24 protein-coding genes and 1 pseudogene are annotated in these 23043 nt (G+C 31.7%); 9 read left to right on the top strand and 16 right to left on the bottom strand.

The features are described 5' to 3' along the window. Positions 1-46 precede the first annotated feature (46 nt). The 8 genes and pseudogenes from nadD to trhO all read right to left on the bottom strand — a co-directional run bounded on the left by nadD (position 47) and on the right by trhO (position 6616). A complete protein-coding gene (gene nadD / locus RH98_RS05040) occupies positions 47-634 on the bottom strand; it encodes a nicotinate (nicotinamide) nucleotide adenylyltransferase (protein ID WP_010251213.1) in 588 nt (195 codons plus the stop codon). 12 nt (positions 635-646) lie between these two features. Continuing rightward, positions 647-1225, bottom strand: coding sequence for a guanylate kinase (gene gmk, locus RH98_RS05035; RefSeq protein ID WP_010251211.1), 579 nt, complete (start codon positions 1223-1225; stop codon positions 647-649). Between the two features lie 32 nt (positions 1226-1257). Next, positions 1258-2105: pseudogene (locus RH98_RS05030) on the bottom strand (YicC/YloC family endoribonuclease). A 647-nt stretch (positions 2106-2752) separates the two neighbouring features. Continuing rightward, positions 2753-3280, bottom strand: coding sequence for a dihydrofolate reductase family protein (locus tag RH98_RS05025; RefSeq protein WP_010251209.1), 528 nt, complete (start codon positions 3278-3280; stop codon positions 2753-2755). 137 nt (positions 3281-3417) lie between these two features. Next, positions 3418-3774 carry an arsenate reductase family protein gene (locus tag RH98_RS05020; RefSeq protein WP_010251207.1) on the bottom strand — a complete coding sequence of 119 codons (357 nt, stop codon included), beginning with the start codon at positions 3772-3774 and terminating at the stop codon, positions 3418-3420. A 1-nt stretch (position 3775) separates the two neighbouring features. Then, positions 3776-4006, bottom strand: coding sequence for a ferredoxin (locus tag RH98_RS05015; RefSeq protein WP_010251205.1), 231 nt, complete (start codon positions 4004-4006; stop codon positions 3776-3778). After that, entirely contained in the window at positions 4006-5247 is a 1242-nt protein-coding gene (locus RH98_RS05010) for a peptidase U32 family protein (RefSeq protein WP_010251203.1), read from the bottom strand. The genes RH98_RS05015 and RH98_RS05010 overlap by 1 nt, the downstream gene beginning before the upstream one ends. A gap of 10 nt (positions 5248-5257) precedes the next feature. Beyond that, positions 5258-6616: an oxygen-dependent tRNA uridine(34) hydroxylase TrhO gene (gene trhO, locus RH98_RS05005; RefSeq protein WP_010251200.1), complete on the bottom strand. Its 1359-nt coding sequence runs from the start codon at positions 6614-6616 to the stop codon at positions 5258-5260. Between the two features lie 329 nt (positions 6617-6945). Between trhO and RH98_RS05000 the strand changes: the two genes are divergently transcribed. Next, entirely contained in the window at positions 6946-7272 is a 327-nt protein-coding gene (locus tag RH98_RS05000) for a magnetosome magnetite crystal formation protein family (RefSeq protein ID WP_010251198.1), read from the top strand. 165 nt (positions 7273-7437) lie between these two features. Here the strand turns inward: RH98_RS05000 and def are convergent, their stop codons facing one another. Continuing rightward, positions 7438-8016 (bottom strand): peptide deformylase, encoded by a 579-nt coding sequence (gene def / locus RH98_RS04995; protein WP_010251196.1) that lies wholly within the window; start codon positions 8014-8016, stop codon positions 7438-7440. Between the two features lie 784 nt (positions 8017-8800). On the opposite strand from def, the gene recA reads away from it, so the two are divergent. Next, positions 8801-9805, top strand: coding sequence for a recombinase RecA (gene recA / locus RH98_RS04990; protein WP_010251194.1), 1005 nt, complete (start codon positions 8801-8803; stop codon positions 9803-9805). Positions 9806-9956: 151 nt separating this feature from the next. Then, positions 9957-10847, top strand: coding sequence for a hypothetical protein (locus tag RH98_RS04985; protein ID WP_010251192.1), 891 nt, complete (start codon positions 9957-9959; stop codon positions 10845-10847). A gap of 24 nt (positions 10848-10871) precedes the next feature. Here the strand turns inward: RH98_RS04985 and RH98_RS04980 are convergent, their stop codons facing one another. Next, positions 10872-11639, bottom strand: coding sequence for a lysophospholipid acyltransferase family protein (locus RH98_RS04980; protein WP_010251190.1), 768 nt, complete (start codon positions 11637-11639; stop codon positions 10872-10874). 140 nt (positions 11640-11779) lie between these two features. Here RH98_RS04980 and trpS point away from each other — a divergent pair, with 140 nt between their 5' ends. Beyond that, positions 11780-12763, top strand: a complete 984-nt coding sequence (trpS, locus tag RH98_RS04975) for a tryptophan--tRNA ligase (protein ID WP_010251188.1) — start codon at positions 11780-11782, stop codon at positions 12761-12763. A gap of 48 nt (positions 12764-12811) precedes the next feature. Here the strand turns inward: trpS and dprA are convergent, their stop codons facing one another. After that, the gene (gene dprA, locus RH98_RS04970) at positions 12812-13912 is read right to left on the bottom strand and encodes a DNA-processing protein DprA (protein ID WP_010251185.1); all 1101 of its coding nucleotides are present in this window, start codon (positions 13910-13912) and stop codon (positions 12812-12814) included. 232 nt (positions 13913-14144) lie between these two features. On the opposite strand from dprA, the gene RH98_RS04965 reads away from it, so the two are divergent. The 3 genes from RH98_RS04965 (at position 14145) to RH98_RS04955 (ending at position 16458) form a co-directional block, all read left to right on the top strand. Further along, the gene (locus tag RH98_RS04965) at positions 14145-15068 is read left to right on the top strand and encodes an HU domain-containing protein (protein ID WP_010251182.1); all 924 of its coding nucleotides are present in this window, start codon (positions 14145-14147) and stop codon (positions 15066-15068) included. An 81-nt stretch (positions 15069-15149) separates the two neighbouring features. Beyond that, complete coding sequence (locus RH98_RS04960) at positions 15150-15662, top strand: acyl-CoA thioesterase (RefSeq protein WP_010251180.1); 513 nt, start codon at positions 15150-15152, stop codon at positions 15660-15662. A gap of 4 nt (positions 15663-15666) precedes the next feature. Further along, complete coding sequence (locus RH98_RS04955; protein WP_026038747.1) at positions 15667-16458, top strand: S1/P1 nuclease; 792 nt, start codon at positions 15667-15669, stop codon at positions 16456-16458. Between the two features lie 53 nt (positions 16459-16511). Here the strand turns inward: RH98_RS04955 and RH98_RS04950 are convergent, their stop codons facing one another. Beyond that, positions 16512-17852, bottom strand: a complete 1341-nt coding sequence (locus RH98_RS04950) for a hypothetical protein (protein WP_010251176.1) — start codon at positions 17850-17852, stop codon at positions 16512-16514. 456 nt (positions 17853-18308) lie between these two features. On the opposite strand from RH98_RS04950, the gene hflX reads away from it, so the two are divergent. Together hflX and asnA are read left to right on the top strand one after the other, a co-directional pair. Next, on the top strand, positions 18309-19541 hold the full coding sequence (hflX, locus tag RH98_RS04945; RefSeq protein WP_010251174.1) for a GTPase HflX: 1233 nt from the start codon (positions 18309-18311) through the stop codon (positions 19539-19541). Between the two features lie 264 nt (positions 19542-19805). Further along, positions 19806-20810 carry an aspartate--ammonia ligase gene (asnA, locus tag RH98_RS04940; protein WP_010251172.1) on the top strand — a complete coding sequence of 335 codons (1005 nt, stop codon included), beginning with the start codon at positions 19806-19808 and terminating at the stop codon, positions 20808-20810. Between the two features lie 59 nt (positions 20811-20869). Here the strand turns inward: asnA and RH98_RS04935 are convergent, their stop codons facing one another. The 4 genes from RH98_RS04935 to RH98_RS04920 are packed head-to-tail and all read right to left on the bottom strand — an operon-like array spanning position 20870 to position 23040. Then, positions 20870-21715 (bottom strand): DUF3078 domain-containing protein, encoded by an 846-nt coding sequence (locus RH98_RS04935; protein WP_010251169.1) that lies wholly within the window; start codon positions 21713-21715, stop codon positions 20870-20872. Between the two features lie 56 nt (positions 21716-21771). Continuing rightward, positions 21772-22287, bottom strand: coding sequence for a DUF2480 family protein (locus RH98_RS04930; RefSeq protein WP_010251167.1), 516 nt, complete (start codon positions 22285-22287; stop codon positions 21772-21774). Position 22288: 1 nt separating this feature from the next. Continuing rightward, positions 22289-22609 carry an iron-sulfur cluster assembly protein gene (locus RH98_RS04925; protein WP_010251165.1) on the bottom strand — a complete coding sequence of 107 codons (321 nt, stop codon included), beginning with the start codon at positions 22607-22609 and terminating at the stop codon, positions 22289-22291. Between the two features lie 8 nt (positions 22610-22617). Then, on the bottom strand, positions 22618-23040 hold the full coding sequence (locus RH98_RS04920; protein WP_010251163.1) for a SufE family protein: 423 nt from the start codon (positions 23038-23040) through the stop codon (positions 22618-22620). Positions 23041-23043: the final 3 nt, after the last annotated feature.

Below are 23043 nucleotides of genomic sequence, written 5' to 3'. Positions count from 1 at the left end.
ACACGTAGTATGGAATGCTTAAATGCATTCCTTTTTTTATACATATTTATTTCTTATAGAATAGATTGTGATCTATATATTTCCAGACCTCTTTATCTAATAGTGGTTCTATATTTTTTCCATTCTTAATAGAATCCCTAATGAAGGTAGCTGAAATCTCCATAATAGGAGCATTCTCTACTAAGTGAATATTAGGATGAGACAAAAGAGGATTACTCTCCATTCTATCTTCAAATATTCGAGGATAGACATAAATCGAATAACGCTCTAGTAACACCTCATAATTCTTCCATTTTGGAAAACTATCTAGGTTATCTTGCCCCATTAATAAAGCAAATTCATACTTTGGATATCGCTCGTGTAAATGAGCCATCGTATTAATAGTATAATTCGGCTGAGGCAAATTAAATTCTATATCAGAAGGTTTTATATAATCATAGTCCGTAGTTGCTAAATTTACCATATGTATTCTATGAAAATCTTCTAGCAAGCCTTTTTTCTTCTTTAAAGGACTATGAGGAGTTACTACCATCCACACCTCATCTAAATCAGTATATTGCACCATATGGTTTGCAATAACTAGATGACCAACGTGTATAGGGTTAAACGTACCAAAGTATAAACCAACCTTCATAATAATATTATTCTATTTTTCTGATTGTATAAAATCTTTTACTAGCTGAGTAGCTTCTGCTTTAGCTGTATCTAAGTCGTAGTTCTTAATAATCTTATCGAACTGAGGAGCAGTAGCTAATTCGACAGATGCTTTAGCAATACGCATATTTATTTTATCATCACTTTCTGTAGAACGTTTTTTCAAGCGTATTTTTAATTCGTCAATGCTTGGTGGTTTTACAAATACTGCAATAGTTTCTTCAGGAAACTTACGTTTAATACGCAATCCTCCAGCTACATCAATATCAAATATTACATTCTTTCCTTCCGCCCATATTCTTTCAACTTCAGACTTAAGCGTTCCATAAAAATTATCGCGATATACTTCTTCCCATTCTAAGAAGTCTTCATTTTTAATATGCTTTTTGAAATCCTCTAAGGAGATGAAATAATAGTCTTTTCCGTTAATCTCTTCTCCTCTAGGAGCTCTAGAAGTACATGAAATAGAAAATTCTAAGTTCAAATCTTCTTGCTCAAGTAAATGTCTTACAATCGTTGTCTTCCCAGATCCTGAAGGTGCAGAAAAAACAATTAGTTTACCTTTCTTCATAATAAAAGCTTCAAATAATATTTATATAAGAATTATAGAACGTTTAAAACTTGTTCTTTAATCTTCTCTAGTTCATCTTTCATTCTAACAACTAACTTTTGCATTTCTGCATGATTAGATTTAGAACCCATCGTATTAATCTCTCGTCCCATTTCTTGAGAAATAAAACCAAGTTTACGTCCATTAGCTTCTTTGCCATTCAAGGTTTCTAAGAAGTACTCCAAATGTTTAGTAAGACGAACTTTCTCTTCTGTAATATCCATTTTTTCAAGATAGTAAATCACCTCTTGTTCAAAACGGTTTTCATCTACTGTTACCTGAAGTTCTTGCAAATTATTGCGAAGTCTTTCCTTAACAGTAAGAATTCTTTCGTGATCTAACTCAATTACTTGTTGTAAAGCATCATTTATATTAGCAATACGGATTCTAAAGTCATTCTCTAAAGAACGCCCTTCACTAAGTCTAAACTCATTAATATTACTAATGCTTCTTTTATTACTTTTTCAATTTCAGTCCATTCATTTTCATCTAATTCTAAACGCTCTACTTTTAATGCATCAGGCATTCTTACAGCCATCTTCATTAATTCTGTTGCGTCAGCATCAGGAATAATCTCTTGCATTTGTTTGATATACGATAATACAATCGGACCATTAATCTTATTAGATGTCTCCTCAGCAGTAATTTCGCAATACAAAGAAAAGTCAACTTTTCCTCTTTCTAATTCTTGAGCAATTACATTGCGAAGTGGTAATTCCTTTTCTCTATAAGTCAAAGGTAGACGTACATTTAAATCTAAATTTTTACTGTTTAAAGACTTAACCTCTACTGTGATTTTTTTGGTAGGTAATTGCAAACATGCCTTACCGAATCCGGTCATCGAATGTATCATATTCTAAAAAAATAATAGCCACAAAGGTACTAAAATCTCAACTAAATAGCTCTATTATAGTATAAAATCATCCTAAACGAGAACAAAATCTTAAAAAAAAGAGAATTATATAACACATAAAAAAAGTTTCAAACAAAAAAAGAGGGAGCAAGCTCCCTCTTTTTAATTTCTTACTTCAACATAATTCAATCTAACTTGTACTGAAGTAAAACCAAAACAATCATAACTGAAAAGCATTACAACTTGTAATACTCACCATAGTGACTTAAAAATTTACACGTCTAAATCTACTTTACCCCTAAATTCGATTATAGTCCGTTTAATGTAAATTCCAACCAAATTCACTATACACTTAAAAACACTTTTCGAAAGGATTTCATAGCAATTTCTCCCTTTCGTTTCGATATTAAGACAGCAAGATTCACATTTGGTCACATAAAAAAACAAATATTTTTTTACACAACACCATAAATTACTATAAACCAACAATATAGGTTAATTTATATTTTTGATTTTCAATAATAATTTATAATAAAAACACATATTAAATAATATCAAAAAAGATACCATTCTATATTTATATTTGTTCTTCTGTCGAAATTTTAACAATAGGAGCATTTTTATAATCTATAAGTCTATTTCAAAATAGAATAATGTAGTTGTACTAACCCTGAAGGATAATTTTTAGAAGAAAGCAATTTTAAGTTTTGAAGTGGAAATCCTTCATTAAAGAGCTTTATCCCTCCACCTAATAGAATAGGTATAAACGAAATAATAACCTCATCTATCAATCTCTCGTTTAGCAAAGCATGTACTATCTGCGCGCCCCCATCGCAAAAGATATTCGCTCCCTGCTTTTTTTTCAAACTCATAATTAATTCACTAATATCACCATTATAAAAATGAACATTCCCTTCTTTCGGTAATTCACGATGAGTTATTACATAGCTTTCTTTGTCCAAATGATGATACTCACCTGTTGCCTTAGTAACCCAATCATAAGTTCGCTTACCTAAAATAACAGTGTCTACAGATGAAATGAATGAATTATATCCATAATCTTCACCTTCCTGTGCAACAATATTTAAAAAACTTAAATCATCGTTTACTTGGGCGATATAACCATCAATACTGCATGAAATATATAATATTACTTGTCTCATAATTTAATCTATTACATAAGACTACAAAAGTAGAAGGAATCTAAGAAAGGAATCTTGTCTGCGCATGAGAATATAAAAAAAACACCCCAATAAGTGTGAACTTATTGGGGTATTATATAGAGATAATATTTTATTTCTTACTTCTTCTTAACTTGCTCTATGGCAGCTTCTACTGTTTTCTTGCTATTTCCCACGTAAATAACACCATCAATAAACATTACGGGACGATTCAAGAAAGTATATTGCTCAAGAATAAGTTTTTTAAAGTCTTCCTCTTGAAAATTCTTATCTTTTAACCCCTCACTTTTATACAATTGTGCTCTCTTATTAAATAGTTTCTCATAACTACCAACAAGTTTGTACATTTCTTCTAATTGAGATTCAGTTACAGGATTCTTTTTAATTTCTTGTAACTCGAAAGTATCTAAATCAGGCATTTCACTTAAAATACGCTTACAAGTACCACAAGTGCTTAAGTAATATATCTTTCTCATATTAAATATCTTTAACTTTAATAATATGAACAGGACAAACCTTTTCTGCCTGCTCACAACTATCTAATATAGTATAATCAGGTGACTTTAAAGTATGAAATCCCTTATTGTTCACCGATTTTAACAATACCGTTTTACCGTCTTTCTTGGACATTTGAAATTGTTGTGGCGCAACTTCAACACAATAGTTACAACCAATACATTTATCTCTCTGTAAGGTAACGACTATCATTATGCTTCAACAATTTTATACAACTTATCTGACAGACGAATACGGAAAGGCAATTTAAAAGTACAATCATCACCTTTTGTCGCTTTCTCGACTGCCTTTTCATTGACATACATTTCTTCGATAACAAGTTCTTGTGCGCCGGTACTAGGTCCAGTAATTAAAATCTTATCTCCTATTTTAATATCATAGGCTTCGATCTTAAACTCTCCAATAGAAGCTTTTTGAAAATAGTGAGCCGCTTTTCCTACATATACTTTTTTCTGTGTAGCGTTACTTCCAGGATTGTCACTCCATTCACCAAGTTTTTGACCTAGATAATAACCACTCCAAAAACCGCGATTGTAAACAGTCTCTAAAGCTTTCATCCATTCAGCCACTTTTTCTTCTGAGTAAGTACCTTCAGCTATAGCATCAATAGCTTCTCTATAAGTACGTACAACAGTAGCCACATATTCAGGAGCACGCCCGCGCCCCTCTAACTTTAATACTTTAGCACCTGCATCAATTACTTGATCTAAGAAATCTAAAGTACATAAGTCTTTAGGAGACATCATATACTCATTGTCTATTTCAATTTCGAAACCACTTTCTTGGTCAATTACAGTGTATTTCTTTCTACAATTCTGCTTACAAGCTCCTCTATTCGCAGAAGAGTTATGTGAATGCAGACTCAAATAACACTTACCAGATACCGCCATACATAAAGCTCCATGACCAAATATCTCAATCTCTACAAGATTTCCAGAAGGTCCCTTAACTTGTTCACGCTCTATTGCTTCAGTAATTTTCTTTACTTGTCGCAAACTCAACTCACGTGATAATACTATCGTGTCAGCAAATAAACTATAGAACTTAACAGTTTCAATATTCGTTACATTCAATTGTGTAGAAATATGTACTTCTAAACCTATTGCTCTAGCAGAAGCAATAACAGCTTGATCCGCTGCGATAACAGCAGTAAGCCCAGCTTCTTTTGCCTTATTCAACAATACTTTGACTACTGATAAATCGTGGTCATAAATAATCGTATTCAACGTTAAATAAGTTCTTACATTTTTTTCTTTACAACGTCTTGCAATCTCCTCCAAATCATCAATTGAGAAATTGACTGTTGAACGTGCACGCATATTCAATTGATCAACTCCAAAGTAAACTGAATCAGCACCGTTGTCTAGTGCGGCTTGTAAAGATTCAAAATTACCTGCAGGAGCCATTAACTCAATTCTTCCTGAAACTGTCATATTAATCTTATTAGTCTATTATTTTGTATACTTGATCGTTTTTTCGAATACGGAAGTTTAACTCCATTGTCATTCTATCCCCTTCTTTCGCCTCTTTAACTTCTGTACCATTTACCATCATTTTTTCAATAGTCAAACGCTCGTCGCCTGTCGTTGGACCTACAATGGCAATTTTATCACCTACTTTAATCTCTTTGTTTATTTCAAATTGCCCTACACTAACTTTAGTAAAGTAATGTTGAGCCACACCTACCAAGATTTTTTTCTCAGCTTGTTTTTTTCTGATTTGCGTAACTGTACTAACTTTTACAGCCTTTATCTCTTCAAAAACATTGCGCTCCTTTTGAAACTGTAAAGATTCTGATCTTCCCTTTTTGAATATTAAATTCCCTTTTTGAACACCTTGACGTAGACGTTTTTGTTCTTCTTCTGGTAACTGAATAACTTCTAAACAGTGATCAGAACAACAACCGTGCATTTTTTCAGCGCATTCATCACATTGTATAAACAATAAATGACAAGCTTCATTAGCACAGTTAACGTGTGTATCACAAGGTTTACCACATTGATGGCAATTAGCAATCACGTCATCAGTAATTCTTTCCCCTAAACGGTGGTCAAAAACAAAGTTTTTACCAATAAATTTACTTTCAAGACCTTCAGCCTTAACTTGACGAGTATACTCGATAATTCCCCCCTCTAATTGGTAAACATTCTTGAATCCGTGATGTTTAAAATAAGCAGATGCTTTCTCACAGCGAATACCACCAGTACAGTACATTAATAGGTTCTTCTCTTCTTTAATCTCCTCTAACTGTTCTTTAATAATCGGAAGAGACTCTCTAAAAGTGTCAACATCAGGAGTAATTGCACCTACAAAGTGCCCTACTTCACTTTCATAGTGATTTCGAAAATCCACTACTACTGTATTAGGATCTGCCAGAAGTTCATTAAACTCTTTTGCTTTTAAATGAATTCCTTTATTTGTAACATCAAAGGTATCATCGTTAAGACCATCAGCAACAATCTTGTTTCTAACTTTTACTGTTAACTTTAAAAATGATAAGTCATCGTGCTCAACAGCCACATTTAATCTGATGCCTCTCATAAAGTCATACTCTTCTAAAGTAGCTCTGAATTCATCAAATTTAGATGCTGGAACAGACATTTGTGCATTAATACCCTCATGCGCAACGTATATACGTCCTAAGGCATCAAGTGCATTCCAAGCAAGGAATAAATCATCTCTAAATTGTTGTGGGTCTTCGATTTTAGCGTACGCATAGAAAGATAAAGTCAGACGATTCTCGCCAGCTTGCTCAATAAGTTCAGCTCTTTCTTCTGCGCTTAAGGTGTTATACAGTTGCATGCTATATAATTTTAAGTGTAGAATTATTACTATTTTTTTAAAATCCTAAATGGAAGAATTTCTCGGCAAAGATAATACTTTGAATTTTAATTCAATAAAATTTCTCATTAACATCTACTCATAAAAAAAGCCTCACTTTCAGAGAGAAATAATTAATTGTAAAATCATATAGTACTTTAAATAACATTGAAAAATAGCACTATAAGTTATAGAAATCTTAAAAACCACTAATAATAGCTATTTTAAGAAACTAGGGGTTTAATAATTTTGTCATGTACAATTTAAGTAACCAATATATTAATACATATTAATTAAAAAAATTACCCACTATGAATAACAAAACATTATCAATCGTATCTTACATTACACTTATTGGATGGCTTATTGCATTTTTTGTAGGAAAAGAAAAAGCAGATGATTTATTAAAATATCACTTAAAACAGTCATTAGGTTTAATTATTGTTTCTTTTATCGTTCAAATCATCATTACAATAGTATTAAGTATTCTACCTAGTTTAGCAGTTATCGGTTACATCGGATATGTATTTTTAGTATTGATGATTATTGGTATTATTAATGCGGCTAATGAGAAGAAAAAGCCATTGCCTATTATTGGAAATTGGGCAGCTAATAGTTTTACATTCTTAAATAAATAGTAACTATATTTTTTATACTCATTAGGGAAAATAAGAAATGTAAAATCTTTTCTTTTTTCCCTTTTGTCAAACTATTCTAAATATTTCATAATAGACATAGAAAGAGATAATCTTTTATACTAATTACTTTACAAAAAAAGCTGAGATATACTCTCAGCTTTTTTTTTATAATTTCATTTTATAATCAGTAAATACTTTGCCTGACATAATTTTAGTCAACTTATTATTAATAAGTTTCTTACCTAAAGAACTCAAGCGGTCGGTAAATAAAACACCTCTAGTATGATCATATTCATGCTGTATAACCCTAGCTGTAGTTCCGTAAAAAGTTTTTAAATGCTTATTAAACTCCCTATCTTGATACTCAATAGTAATAGACCAAGGACGAGTAACTCGCTTAAATATATCAGGAATACTTAAGCATCCTTCTATTTCATCCCAAGTTTCATCAGATTTTCCAATTATCTTAGCGTTAATAAATGTCTCACGTATTCCTGTATCGCCTTCTACAAAATTTCGTTTTCTATCTTCATCATCAGCATTTTCATACATTATAATACTATCTACTACAAAAAGTTGAATTGTTTTGTCAATTTGTGGTGCTGCCAAACCACAACCATAAGCACCCTCCATCGTTTCCCACATATTATCAATCAATAAATCTAGTTCTGGAAAATCAGGTGTAATTGGAGTACAGTCTTCTTTTAATGCTTTGTTTCCGTAAGCAAGAATTGATAATTTCATTGTTATTTGATTTGCTACAAAATTCCTAATAAAGAATTACTTATACAATAAATAACTATAAACATATTCTACAATATTGAGGTCATCTTGACTTTTGTAAAATAAATAAGGCTTATAGTAATTTCAAAACACTAAAAGTCAAGATAATTTCATGTTAATTATCGCTCATCTAATTCATTACAGCGTTTAATTTTCAAACTATTTTAAAAGTATTTATAAATAAAAGTGTCTAAAATGATCCTTGAAATAATAGATTACTTGTATACATTTATTACTATAGAAGATATGATTTTTTCAACAATGCGCCAACAGTTCTTCAAGATTCCTTCAATAACCAGCCCTCTATATGGAGCAATCATGGGGAAATGTTGAAGAAGTGTTGAAGGATTTCGCTCTAATACCTATGAATACTGGCTTTGGCAAGTATTCAAATTATAGCTCAATAAATTATTTATATATTAAAGATCTGTAAGTTAATTAGATACGATTTTTAGGGTTTAAAAAAAGTGAGGTGATTCTTTCTTTGCTCACATAGCTTAAGAGTTTACAGAAAACCAAAAAGTCAAGATGACTCCACTCTTATTAATCCAATAAAAATAAAGGAGAAGCTGTAAATTCCATATTATATTCTAATGTCAAATCTTTGTGCCAAAAATAAGCGCAACAAACCCATAGCAAAACACAAACAAAAACTTGCTATATTTTATAGCATAATAATAACTTAATCTTGAACTCTTAATTTTTTATCTTACTTTTACATCAGTAAGAACCTATTTTTAAAAAAATGAGTGCAGATAAAGAAGCCAAATTAAAAGCGTTACAATTAACGTTAGATAAATTAGACAAGACATACGGTAAAGGAACGGTGATGAAATTAGGGGATACCGCAATAGAAGAAATGGAGGTAATTTCTTCTGGATCTCTTGGAATTGACTTAGCACTAGGTGTTGGTGGTTATCCTAAAGGAAGAATTATTGAAATTTATGGACCTGAGTCATCTGGTAAAACTACATTGACACTACATGCAATTGCAGAAGCACAAAAAGCTGGAGGAATAGCAGCATTTATAGATGCAGAACATGCTTTTGATCGTTTCTACGCACAAAAATTAGGAATTGATATTGATAACTTAATTATATCTCAACCTGATAATGGAGAGCAAGCATTAGAAATTGCAGAAAACTTAATTCGTTCTGGAGCAATTGATATTGTAGTAATTGACTCTGTTGCAGCATTAACTCCAAAAAGTGAAATAGAAGGAGAAATGGGAGATTCTAAAATGGGATTACATGCTCGTTTAATGTCTCAAGCATTGCGTAAACTTACCTCAACAATTAGTAAAACTAACTGTACGGTATTTTTTATTAACCAACTTCGTGATAAGATTGGGGTAATGTTTGGTAGCCCAGAAACTACTACTGGAGGGAATGCATTAAAATTCTATGCTTCAGTACGTGTAGATATTCGTAAATCTACTCAGATAAAAGATGGAGATAACGTTATTGGTAATAGAACTAAAGTTAAGATTGTTAAGAATAAAGTAGCTCCGCCGTTCCGTACAGCTGAATTTGATGTAATGTATGGTGAAGGTGTTTCTAAAGTAGGTGAAATATTAGACTTAGCAGTAGAGTACGAAGTTGTTAAGAAAAGTGGATCATGGTTTAGCTATGGCGATACGAAACTAGGTCAAGGTAGAGATGCTGTAAAAGCATTAATCAAGGATAATCCAGAACTTATGGAAGAACTTGAAGTTAAAATAAAAGAAATAATACAGAACAAAGAAGCTTAATATTTAAAAGTCGATTCAAATAAGAATCGACTTTTTTTATGCATTCATGAAAATAATCACTTTACTAAGCACAAGTATTCGCTATAATTAGGGATATAGAATAAAAGTGAATTTCTTACTTTTGTATTCTTTAAATACAAAAACAAACAATATGAAATTACGATTATTAGCTTTTATGCTAACAATTATGGCATTTATCAGTTGTGACGATGCATTCAAAAACCATAAATTCCAATTGTCTAATCCAACAGATAAAGAAATTACTGTAACAATAGATGACAAGGACTACATACTTGCAGCTAATTCTTTTCAAGATATAAAAATCTTACCTGGTAAGCACAATCTTGTATACAATGGTAAGAAAACTTTATTCAACGTTTTTAGTACAAACACAGGAGGTATAATAAACCCAACTCTAGAACCTCATTATATTTACTCAATGGTATATGCTACTGAAGGAAACTTTGATAAATTCAAATCATTAAGTCGCCCAGTCTATATTGATGGTATCTTGTATGAAGATAATATTAAGTCAACTAATGCGCTTTTTATTGATAATAACTTCTACAGATGTACTTATGAGCTTGGAACGCCATATCCTGAAGAAATGATCACTCATAATAAGACGTCTGTTGGGAACTTTTATAATAAATTTTTCACTAAGCAAGAGTTCATAGATTTCATATCAAGTGAAGCAGAAGAGGAGTATAAAAACTTTCATCTAGAGAACAAGGATATTAATGGTGAGAATACTATTACTGAAATAGCTATTACAGAAGTAGCCATCCCAAATATCGACAATGAGGAATTAATTAACTCTTATAAAAAAGAGTTAGAATTAGTAAATGAACGCATCCATTCTGAAGATAAAAGTCGTCAAAAAGAAATTCAAAAAGAATTATTTGACCTATCGATGAAAAGATCAAAAATAGATGTCGATTATGGAAAAAACACTACAGAGCAAAACCAAGCAATGAATGACTTTGTAAGCAATTCAGGAAAGCTTTCAGGAGCTGGTATAATAGAACTTCAAGAAAAATAAATTTAGATAAAAAGAAAAGAGAGGTTATACCTCTCTTTTCTTTTTATACTCCTTTTCCCATGTATCCACAGGTTCATATATAGTATTATAAGCTATCGTTTTTAATTCTTTTTTGTCATCTTGTCCTTTTCCTTTAGTCTCTATAAAAGGCAAGACTAATGCAGGTACATTGCCAGGATAGCCAATTCCCCAAATAAATGGAAAGTGAAATTTCAACTTACCAAATGCTATTGGTACAATTGGAATTTGATAATCTATAGCTAATCTAAAAGCACCATCTTTAAATGTATCTAGAATAATATCTCTGTCATCTGGTACCCCTCCCTCAGGGAATATGCAAATACTTAACCCCTTATCCAAACGCTCTTGTGCTTCTTTAAAAACTTGATAACGGCTCTTGGCGTCTGAACGATCTACGAGAATACAAGTTTTCTTATAAAAAAACCCAAATAAAGGAAGTTTTGCAAGCTCTTTCTTTCCTACAAAGACAAAAGGATTAACTTTTACCACCATATACATCATCATTATATCAAGCATAGAGGTATGATTAGCAATAAACATATAACTCTTACCCTTCTCAAGCTTCTGTAAATACTTAACCTCACAACGCATTCCTATACCGTAAAAAGTCATTACAGCCCAAATCCGGGCTACTCTATAAAAATAAGGATAAGTCTTTTCGCTCCATATCGTTGCTAATAAAAAAGGACTTAATAAAATAATAACGATTGCCATCCAAACATAAAACCACAATCGCCATATACAACTTAATATTGTTCTTAATATTCTCATAGAGATAAATCGTACTTTATAAAAAATTACTTCCAAAAATAAGGATTAATCAATTTGATTAATACAATAACTACTAAAAAACAAGGTAAGTAAATTTCAAAAGAATTATCTTTGCTACTTTATAAATATAATATCACGCAATGGCTAAAATTCTAACAGGAGTTCAAAGTACAGGAACTCCACACTTAGGGAATCTCTTAGGAGCTATTCTACCAGCGGTAGAAATGGCTAATAACAAAGAGAATGAGTCTTTTATTTTTATTGCGAATCTACATTCAGCAACACAAATAAAAGATCCAAAAACATTACAAGAAAACACCTATAGTGTTGCGGCAACTTGGCTTGCTTGTGGTTTAGACGTTAATCATGTAACTTTTTACCGCCAGTCAGATGTACCGCAAACGACTGAGCTAACTTGGTACTTAAGTTGCTTTTTTCCTTTCCAACGATTAACATTAGCACATTCATTTAAAGATAAAGCATCGGTATTAGCAGATGTAAATACAGGATTATTTACATATCCTATGTTAATGGCTGCAGACATTTTACTGTATGATGCAAATTATGTTCCTGTAGGTAAAGATCAATTACAGCATTTAGAAATAACTCGTGATGTAGCTTCTAAGTTTAATCATCAAATGGGAGAAACATTTGTATTACCAGAAGCTAAGATTTCGGAAGAAGTAATGATTGTACCTGGTACAGATGGTCAAAAGATGAGTAAATCTCGTAATAATACTATTAATATTTTTCAAAGTGATAAAGCACTAAGAAAACAAGTAATGACTATTGAGACTGACAGTACTCCTCTTGAAGATCCTAAGAATCCAGATACTTGTAATGTATTTACTATCTATAAACTACTTGCTACTCCAGAACAAATTGCTGAAATGAGAGCAAATTACGAGGGTGGTAACTATGGTTATGGTCATGCAAAACAAGCTTTGTATGAATTAATTGTAGATAAGTTTAAAGATGTTCGTGAAAAATATGAATATTATATCACCAATCCAGAAGAAGTAGATCGCTTGCTTCATATTGGTTCTGAAAAAGCAGCAATTGTTGCAAACAGAACCTTACAGAAAGTAAGAGAAAAAATGGGATACGGTACAATAGCAAAATAAATAGAAATAAGTGAGGTGCACTATTTTCAATAATGCACCTCTTATCTTTTAATACAATTCAAAATACTTACCTGGTAAAGGTCGAACTAATCCTTTCAATTCAAGTTCTAGAAGAATACTACTAACTTTGTATATAGGCAGCTCACTAGCAAGAGCTATGAAGTCAATAACCTCCTTACCTTGTTCTTTTAAATAATCATACACTTTTTGTTCTTCATTACTTAAATCAAGAAACAATTGCGGTTGAATGCTTTTTGCTTTTCGCTCTTTATGGTTCCAATTTAAGGCTTCAATAATATCAGTAGCAGAACATAAGAGTTGACCTCTATTTGAACGAATAATTTCATTACAGCCTTGACTCATTATATCAGTAACACGCCCTGGAACAGCAAATACATCTCTATTGTAATCATTTGCAAATCGCACTGTACTCATTGAGCCACCTTTAATGGCACTTTCTATTACAATAGTTGCCTGACTCATCCCAGCTACAATTCTATTTCTCTGAATAAAGTTTTCTCTATCAATTTTACTATCCCAATTAAATTCAGTTAGTAATGCACCGTTATCTTTAATCTTATTAGCAATAGCCATATGTTTCTCAGGATAAATACGCTCTAATCCATGACCTAGAACAGCGCAAGTATCTAGTCCACAATTTAAAGCAGCATTATGAGCACAAACATCTACTCCATATGCTAAACCACTAACTATTACAGGATTAAATTCGCGTAAATCATCAATCAGTTTTTCACAAAAAGCAACTCCTCTCCCACTTGGGTTACGAGTACCAATTATGCTTATGATTTTTCGGTCACTAAAATCAAAAAGTCCAGTAGAGAAAAGAAATAAAGGAGCATCTTCACACTGCCCTAACAAATAGGGGTAATTGCTATCTTCATATGAAATGACATTGATATTATTTGTTCTAATGTGTGCTAACTGTACTTCGGCAAGTTGTAAAGGAACAGCATTAGAAAGGTTCTTGAGTAAAGTCTCTCCAATTTTATTGACATGTAATATTTCTTTTGGTGAAGCGACAAATACGGCTTTAGCGCTACCAAAATATTCGATTAATCTTTTAGCAGTAATACTACCAATACCCACGACATTTAATAATGCAAGTCGATAAAACAATTCTTCGTCCATAAAAAATACAAATTACAACATACTAATCCTCAAATATTAATCCATCTTTTTAAATAATTTGTAATAACCCCCACAAGCAAAGGATTTAACGATAAGATAAACTAAACCAACTAATTACTTTACAAATGCTCTCTTAATAAAAAAAAGGTACTCAAACTGAAAATGTTAAAAAAAAAGAATAGGAAAGCTTATATTTTTTTGTTTAAGATGATGTTTCGTGTAACTTTGTAGTATGAAGATTGAAAAATACATATCAGCATTATTATACCGATACCAGTGCGTAATCGTACCAGGCTTTGGTGCTTTTTTGACTGAAATCCAGTCATCTTTTTACGATGAAGAGACTAAAACTTTTTTCCCTCCTCATAAAAAGCTATCATTTAATGTAAACATAAAGCATAACGATGGTTTATTAGCCAATCATATCGCTAAACAAGAAAACATTAGTTATGATGAAGCTGTCAGTTCTATCAAAAATGAACTTAATAATTGGAATACAATTATTAAGACAATTGGTAATATTTCAATTGACGGAATTGGAGATTTTAGTGCTAACAAAGAAGGTCATTTAGTATTTACTCCTAGCACTAATAGTAATTTCTTAAAGACATCTTTTGGACTTTCATCAATTACATCACAAAAAGTAGCTAGAACACCTATCATTCCATTAAAAGAAGTAAAACCAATAAAATCAGCTAGAAGAAAAACTACGGTATTTGTAAAATATGCGGCTACTGTTGCTTCAATTCTTGCTGTAGGTGGTATCTTATTAAAAAACAGCTATGAAGCTTACTTGGATGATCAAAGCTTGACTATTGAAAAAAATGTTCAAACTAAAGTGAATGACAAAATTCAACAAGCTACTTTTATTATAGAACCAACTGCCACAACAATTGCGTTACCAGTAAAAGAACAAGTAGATACACCATTGCCTTACCACATTATTGCATGTGCCTTTAGAAGTGCTGAAACAGCTAAACAAGAGGCTGAAAAACTTCAAGAGAAAGGTTTTAAAAATGCTGTTGCACTTGACAGAACCAAATACGGTATGTATCCTGTAGCCTATAGTGGTTATAAAGATCAAGCTGAGGCTCAAAAAGAATTAAGAAAGATTCATCGCACTTTAAATGGTGATGCGTGGATACTTGTAAAATAAAACGTTAAACTAAAATCCTGAAACATAAAGTTTCGGGATTTTTTATTTATTGTCTCTATATTTGCGAAAAACAATAAATAAATGGAAGCGAAATTAGTATCAGAATCTACTACTTTAATGACAGATTTAGTCTTACCTGGTGAAACCAATCCACTGAATAATATGTTTGGAGGTGAATTACTTGCTAGAATGGATAGAGCAGCAGGTATTGCAGCTAGAAGACATTCTCGTAGAATTTGTGTTACTGCCTCTGTAAACCATGTTGCCTTTAACAGACCTATTCCATTGGGAAGTGTCGTTACAGTAGAAGCAAAAATATCGCGTGCCTTCAATTCTTCAATGGAAGTATACCTTGATGTATGGATTGAAGATCGTGAATCAGGAAACAAAAAGAAAGCAAACGAAGCAATATATACTTTTGTTGCTGTAGATGACTCAGGACATCCTGTAAGCATCCCTGAAATTATACCTGAAACAGAAATAGAAAAACAAAGATACATTGGTGCTTTAAGAAGAAAGCAACTAAGCTTAGTATTAGCTGGTAAAATGAAACCAAACGAAGCAACTGAATTAATTGCTTTATTTAATGAATAATCAAATGAGAAAAACACTTTTATTACTACTAGTAACTATTTTTGCGTTACAAACGACAAATATATTTGCATGGGGTACAACAGGTCATCGCGTTGTAGCTGAAATAGCTGAAAGAAATTTATCTAAAAAAGCTAAAAAACAATTAAAAGAAATTATAGGTGACCAAAAATTAGCCTATTGGGCGAACTGGCCAGACTTTATAAAATCAGATCCTAGTTGGAACTTTTCACAAAGTTGGCATTATATCAATGTAGAAGGAAATCTTGATAGAGATTCTTTTGATAAAGAATTACAAGCTTCTACTGATGAGAATCTTTATAAAAGAGCACTAATACTAATAGATGAGCTAAAAAATAAAAACTTAACAAAAGAACAGAAACAAGAAAAACTATATTTCTTAATTCACATAATTGGTGATGCTCACCAACCATTACACGTTGGTAGATCAGAAGATTTAGGAGGAAATAGAGTGAAAATAGAATGGTTTAGAAAACCAACTAACTTACATAGTCTTTGGGACTCTGCATTAGTTGATTTTGATAAATATAGTTTCACTGAATATGCTACAGTATTAGATGTTCACGGTAAAACATATAACAAAGAGTTAGCCTCAGGAACACTAGAGGATTGGTTATATGATTCATATTCTACTGCTAACACTATTTATGACAGTGTAATTGATGAGAATGAAGCTTTGAGTTATAGATATCATTTCGATTTTAAAGACACTCTAGAAGATCAATTATTAAAAGGAGGAGTTCGCTTAGCTAAAGTTCTAAACGAAATATTCAATTAATGATCTCAATATATACAAATAAGGCTGCCCTTGGCAGCCTTATTTGTATATTATTATCTTGAATAAGATGATCTACTTTGATTACCAGATCTAGAGCTAGTAGACGAGCTACTGCTGCTGCTAGGATAAGAAGATCTACTATAACTTGATGAACTGCTATTGCTACTAGGATAAGATGATCTACTATAACTTGATGAACTGTTACTGCTACTTGGATAAGATGATCTACTATAACTTGATGAACTGTTACTGCTACTTGGATAAGATGATCTACTATAACTTGATGAACTATTACTGCTACTTGGATAAGATGATCTACTATTTGACGAAGAAGTACTTCCGTTTGTTTGGTAAGATGATCGACTATAGTTACCTGAAGTATTAGTAGTATTACCTGAGGCATTTCCCCTTGTATAAGAAGAGCGACTATTACTATAAGTAGAACGATTACTACCCGTAGAAAACGAAGAACGACCATCCGTTGTATTATCACTAATACTGCTTCCACGCGAATAATCACCATCATTATTGCTAGTAGTATAAGAAGATCTACTTCCTTCTACTTGGTTAATATCTCTATAATTAGAATTACTATTTGTATTACCGTTAGTTCCACTTACTGAATAAGCACTTCTCGTAGAACCATCTCTTCTATCCTTTGCAGCTTCAAAACGATTAGTATATTGATTACCATATCTAGAATCAAAAGATTCATTAGGGTTTTGGCTTTCATAATAATTATTTCTCGAGTTTGAATACATTTGCTCAGCTTTACTACTATAGCGATAAGGATGGTAGAAATAATTATTGCTATAATTGATGTGTGTATGAATATGAGTTACATAACGAGAGGTTGCATAAGGTGAGTAATTATAATAATAATCTGGATAATAATCCCAATACCACGATGAATAATATGGTCGATATGAAGTAGACCAGAATAGTGATATTAATGGAGGTGTACTAATATATACGGGCTCATAAATATAATTTGCTCCATATAAGTATGAATTACCTACTACTTGTACATATACATTCCCTTTTCGCTGATCTTTCTCTACCTCAATAGTAGCAACATCTTGATATTTATCTCTTCCCAATACTGCTTGCAACACAATTAAATGGGTATTTCCTTCAACTAATTCCACAACACGTAGATAATCTACATATCCGTCTTTATTCAAATCTAAATTAGAAATACGCAATTCAGGGTTATTTAGACGAAACTCAAAATCTTCTAAATCTGAAGATTCACCAAAAATAGAAGCAATTGCTTGCAAGTCGAGATTGTCGCTAATGTCATAGCTATTAGCAGTCACCGTTGTTTTTTGTGCAGAAATATTTGTCATTCCTACAATTAAAAAAACAAACCAAAAATATCTTAAAACTTTCATATCTAATTCCTTTTATCACTATATATTAGATAAAGTAATACAATAAACGTACCTAATATTTAAGACCAAGATACTGAAAAACTTGTGCTACTCTTTTAAAAATATCTTAAATTAATTGATTTAAAGAGATTTAGCAATTTATAAATTATAGAAAAACACTTAACTGTCTGGTTTTAAATTTAATTTATTGACAGAAATGTGATTTTGCCATACAAAAAAAATATAGTACATAATCCAATACTTTTAAAGTACTAAATGTGTATAGTTTAACCACAAATTTTAATTAGAAAATTGAGATAAAAAAAAACAAAACATTCGCTTTTTTCTATTTAGCGTCTTTTGATTAGATAAATTGACTGACCTAAATATCTTATATCCATGCAAAAGAAAAGGTATTTTAGTCGATTTGTAATATCATCTAACATTTTTAGTAATTTTGTATTATAATATAGTTATATGATTGATAGAGAAGAAACAAATTTTGAACGTTCTGTAATAGTTGGTATTATTACACAAGATCAAGATGAGTCAAAACTTAATGAATATTTAGACGAATTAGAATTCTTGACCTTTACAGCAGGTGGTGAAGTCTTCAAACGTTTTACACAAAAAATGGATAAGCCAAATCCAAAAACGTTTGTAGGGACAGGGAAAATGGAGGAGATACATCACTATATCGTAGAAAATGATATTCATACTGTTATTTTTGATGATGAGTTATCTCCTGCACAACAAAAAAACATTTCAAAAATATTAGATTGTAAAGTACTAGACCGTACAAATCTTATCCTAGATATATTTGCACAAAGAGCACAAACTTCATATGCCCGAACACAAGTTGAGCTAGCACAGTTTCAATATCTGCTACCTAGACTATCAGGTATGTGGACTCACTTAGAGAGACAGCGTGGTGGTATTGGAATGCGTGGACCTGGAGAAACAGAAATAGAAACAGATAGACGTATAGTGCGCGATCGCATCACCCTATTACGTGAAAAGTTAAAAGTCATTGATAAGCAGATGGCTTCACAGAGAAGTAATAGAGGCGCAATGATTAGAGTTGCTTTAGTGGGATATACCAATGTTGGTAAATCAACATTAATGAATAGCATTGGAAAAAGCGAAGTATTCGTTGAAAACAAACTATTTGCTACACTTGATACAACTGTAAGAAAGATTGTTATAGGTAATTTACCTTTCCTTCTTTCTGACACTGTAGGATTTATAAGAAAATTACCTACGCAGTTAGTAGAATCCTTTAAAAGTACCCTTGATGAAGTAAGAGAAGCTGATTTACTACTACATGTTGTGGATATTTCTCATCACGATTTTGAAGATCATATTGCATCTGTAAATGAAATTTTAAAAGACATCAAGAGTAATGACAAACCAACTATAATGGTTTTTAATAAGATTGATGCTTATGAACCAGATGTAATAGAAGAAGATGATTTAATGACAGAACGTACTTCTAGACATTACACTATTGAGGAATGGAAGAAAACGTGGATGAATAAAGTGGGTGAACAGAATGCTATTTTTATATCTGCTACAAATAAAGAAAACTTTGAAGAATTTAGAAAAAAAGTATACGAAACAGTAAGATCTATACACATTACACGTTTCCCTTACAACAATTTTTTATACCCAGATTATGACCATTTAATAGGTCCTGATGCGGAAGAATAACTTAATTGTTAATAAATTTTTGAAATCAAAAAGTTTAGTAATCATTTTTTTATTACTTTTACAATTATAGAATAACAAGAAAAGATTATATGTATCTATCAATAAACAATAATTTCTCTAATAATAATTTGAATTGTGGTCACGATTCGAAGAGGGAAGCTATTGTTATTGATTTAAGTTAATTATATATTATTTCATTATCCGTTTAAAAGCTCCTCTTCGAGGAGCTTTTTTTTTGTCCTAAACTTTTTAAAACTACATATTATGCGTAAAAAAGAAATTTTACAAACCGAAGAATCCATTGCATTAGTGAAAAAACATTTCACCGAAAAATTGTGCAATGCATTGAACTTGTATCCTATTTCGTCACCAATGATTGTTAATGAAGGAACAGGAATCAATGATGACTTGAACGGTATTGAGCGTCCTGTCTCATTTCCTGTAAAATTTCTTAATAATAATCGTGGAGTAGTTGTACATTCACTAGCAAAGTGGAAAAGAATTAGATTGAAAGAACTAGAGTTATCTACTCATGAAGGTATTTTAACTGATATGAGAGCCCTGAGACCAGATGAAGATAGTAGTCCCATTCACTCTATTTATGTTGACCAATGGGATTGGGAATTGAAAATTGATGAAACTAACCGAACACTTAGCTATCTCAAAAATATTGTGAGAAAAATTTATCAAACTCTTTTGGATACAGAACAGAAAGTGTGGGAGACTTATGGTATCGCACCTACATTGCCAAAAATCATATCTTTTATCCATTCTGAGCAACTTTTACAATTGTATCCTACATTATCTCCAAAAGAAAGAGAACATGCAATTGCGAAAGAATATGGAGCTGTATTTATTATAGGAATTGGCAATAAACTATCTGACGGAAAACCTCACGACAGTAGATCTAGTGATTACGATGATTGGAGCAGTACAACAGAAGATGGTTATGCTGGTTTAAATGGTGATTTACTTGTTTGGAATGAAACATTAAATAGTTCATTAGAACTTTCATCTATGGGAATAAGAGTTGATAAAAAAGCATTGCAACATCAATTAACAATTACTGATTCACTGGATAAACAAAATCTGTTTTACCACAGTCTACTCCTGCAGAATGAACTTCCATTATCAATAGGTGGTGGATTAGGTCAATCGCGAATTTGTATGTTCTTACTGAAGAAAAAACATATCGGAGAAGTACAAGCAAGTATATGGCCAGATTCTGTGCGACAACAAGCATTAGAAAAAGGAATAAACCTATTATAATAGAAAAAGCGTTTGATGAATTCATCAAACGCTTTTTGTTATTTTTTGAAATTATTTGTTTAGAAATTATAGCTAAGCCCTACTCCTAACACTTCTCTAACTTGGAAACCTTTATAAGCTTCGTCATCATAGACTGCTTGGAAAGTAAAGTTTGTACTTAGATATTTATTAATCTTCATTACAATGTTTAACTGATAATCCATTACAATATTTGCAGGTTTATCTAAATAGTTAGAATATAAGTTAAGAATATTTTCTGCTGAAACATTCTCCATTAAATTCAACTTATAATATGCATTAATAGACATCCCCAGTTGATATTCCATAGACTTCCCTTTCTCTACACCAAAAGCATCTCCAAATTCAGTGAAATGTTTATGTACAAAAATAAATCTTGAAGTTGCAGGAGCAATATTAACTTTTAGATCATCAGATTTCTTCCATAATAAACCAGGTCCAATTTGCAAGTAAGCAGGAGAAAAGAAATGTGAGTTTCTAATACCATCTTTATCATTACCTGAATCCATTTGAGTTTTAAAATTTAAAAAAGCTGAGTAATACCAATTACCTGTTGCTTTTTTCCCTAGTAATGAATTTAACTCTAGACGGTCATTTGTTTTCTTTTGATCTTCCCCTTTTAATTTAGTAAGACCATAATTTACTATTACTTTGTTATCCCAATTCCAATCATCACTTTTATAATTCAAGTCATAATTAACATTCAAGTTTCCAGAGAAATTGTTATCTCCACCTGCTTGCCAATTAGAAAAACTTGACTGACTTACTAAAAGAGCAAAGTTACCTTTTGATGTCCAAGGTTGTACTTCATCCTTAGATTCAGTTTCCTGAGCTTGAGTTGAATAAATTGCGAAAAGCGTAGCTAATCCTAATAAAACTTTTTTCATATTGTTAATTTTTAGTCAAAAGTACTGACTATAGACTAAAAACGCAAAAAAACATATTATTTTTTGACAGTACGTTTAAAAACAGGAACAGCCGAACAAGCTTCTCCAAACATTACTGATCTAGCGTGATTCATCATCAACTGTGTTACTAGAACATATGCTTCCTCAGGAATCTCTTTCTTAGAACATCCTTTAACAATGACTGGTAAATCATTATATTCATTATAATCAATGTTAAAAAGTATTTCTTGATAGATTGATTTTTCTAAATGGTGTCTATCACCAAGAAAGATTCTCTTTGCTACTGGCTGAAGATGACTTGTCAAAAGCATATACGCCCAACCTGGTAATATAGCGTCTGTCGAACAATAAAGTCCTACAAAAGCATCTTGATAAAGCGCCCAATCGACTTCCTTTAAAGCAGCTCTGAACTCTTTCTCTCTTAACACAAAACCTTCGTAAAGCCACTGTGCAATATCAATCTCCATACGAGGATTAGTAGGATAATAGTCCTCTAAATCAAAAACCTTTAAAGCGCTATTTGCAACTTTATTAATGATTTCTCCCTCCATATTATAACATTCCTAATTCAAGTTTCGCTTCTTCGCTCATTAAATCTTTTGTCCAAGCAGGTTCAAAAGTTAATTCAATTTCTACTCCCTTTACTTCATCGATTGATTTAATCTTTTCTTCAACTTCCATTGGCAATGTTTCTGCTACTGGACAGTTAGGAGAAGTTAAAGTCATCAGGATTTTTACATCATTAGTTTCATTCACAAAAACATCATAGATTAATCCTAGTTCGTAAATATCTACTGGGATTTCAGGATCGTAAACTGTTTTTAAAACTCTTACGATATTCTCGCCTAATTGTTGTACATCTATTTCTTCCATACCTAATCTTAATTTTGTTTAGCTTGATATGCTAAAGCATACATTTTAATCTGTTTAATCATTGAAACAAGTCCATTGGCTCTAGTAGGAGACAAATGCTCTTTCAACCCTATTTCGTCAATAAAAGACATATCAGCATTGACAATTGATTCTGGATTTTGATTAGAAAAAACGCGTATCAAAATAGCAATAATACCTTTTGTCAAAATAGCATCGCTATTAGCCGTAAAACATATCTTGCCGTCTTTTTCTTCAGCATGAAGCCATACTTGAGATTGACAGCCCTTAATCAGGTTCTCCTCTACTTGATACTTTTCATCGATTATTGGAAGACTTTTGCCTAATTCAATGATATACTCGTAGCGTTGCATCCAATCATCAAACATTGAAAATTCATCAATTATCTCCTCTTGTGCTTCTTTTATTGTCATATT

The organism is Myroides injenensis M09-0166, from assembly GCF_000246945.1.
Taxonomy (GTDB): Bacteria; Bacteroidota; Bacteroidia; order Flavobacteriales; family Flavobacteriaceae; genus Flavobacterium; species Flavobacterium injenense.
Note: the sequence above shows the minus strand (reverse complement) of the source record. Positions and strands in the feature narration are given on the sequence as shown.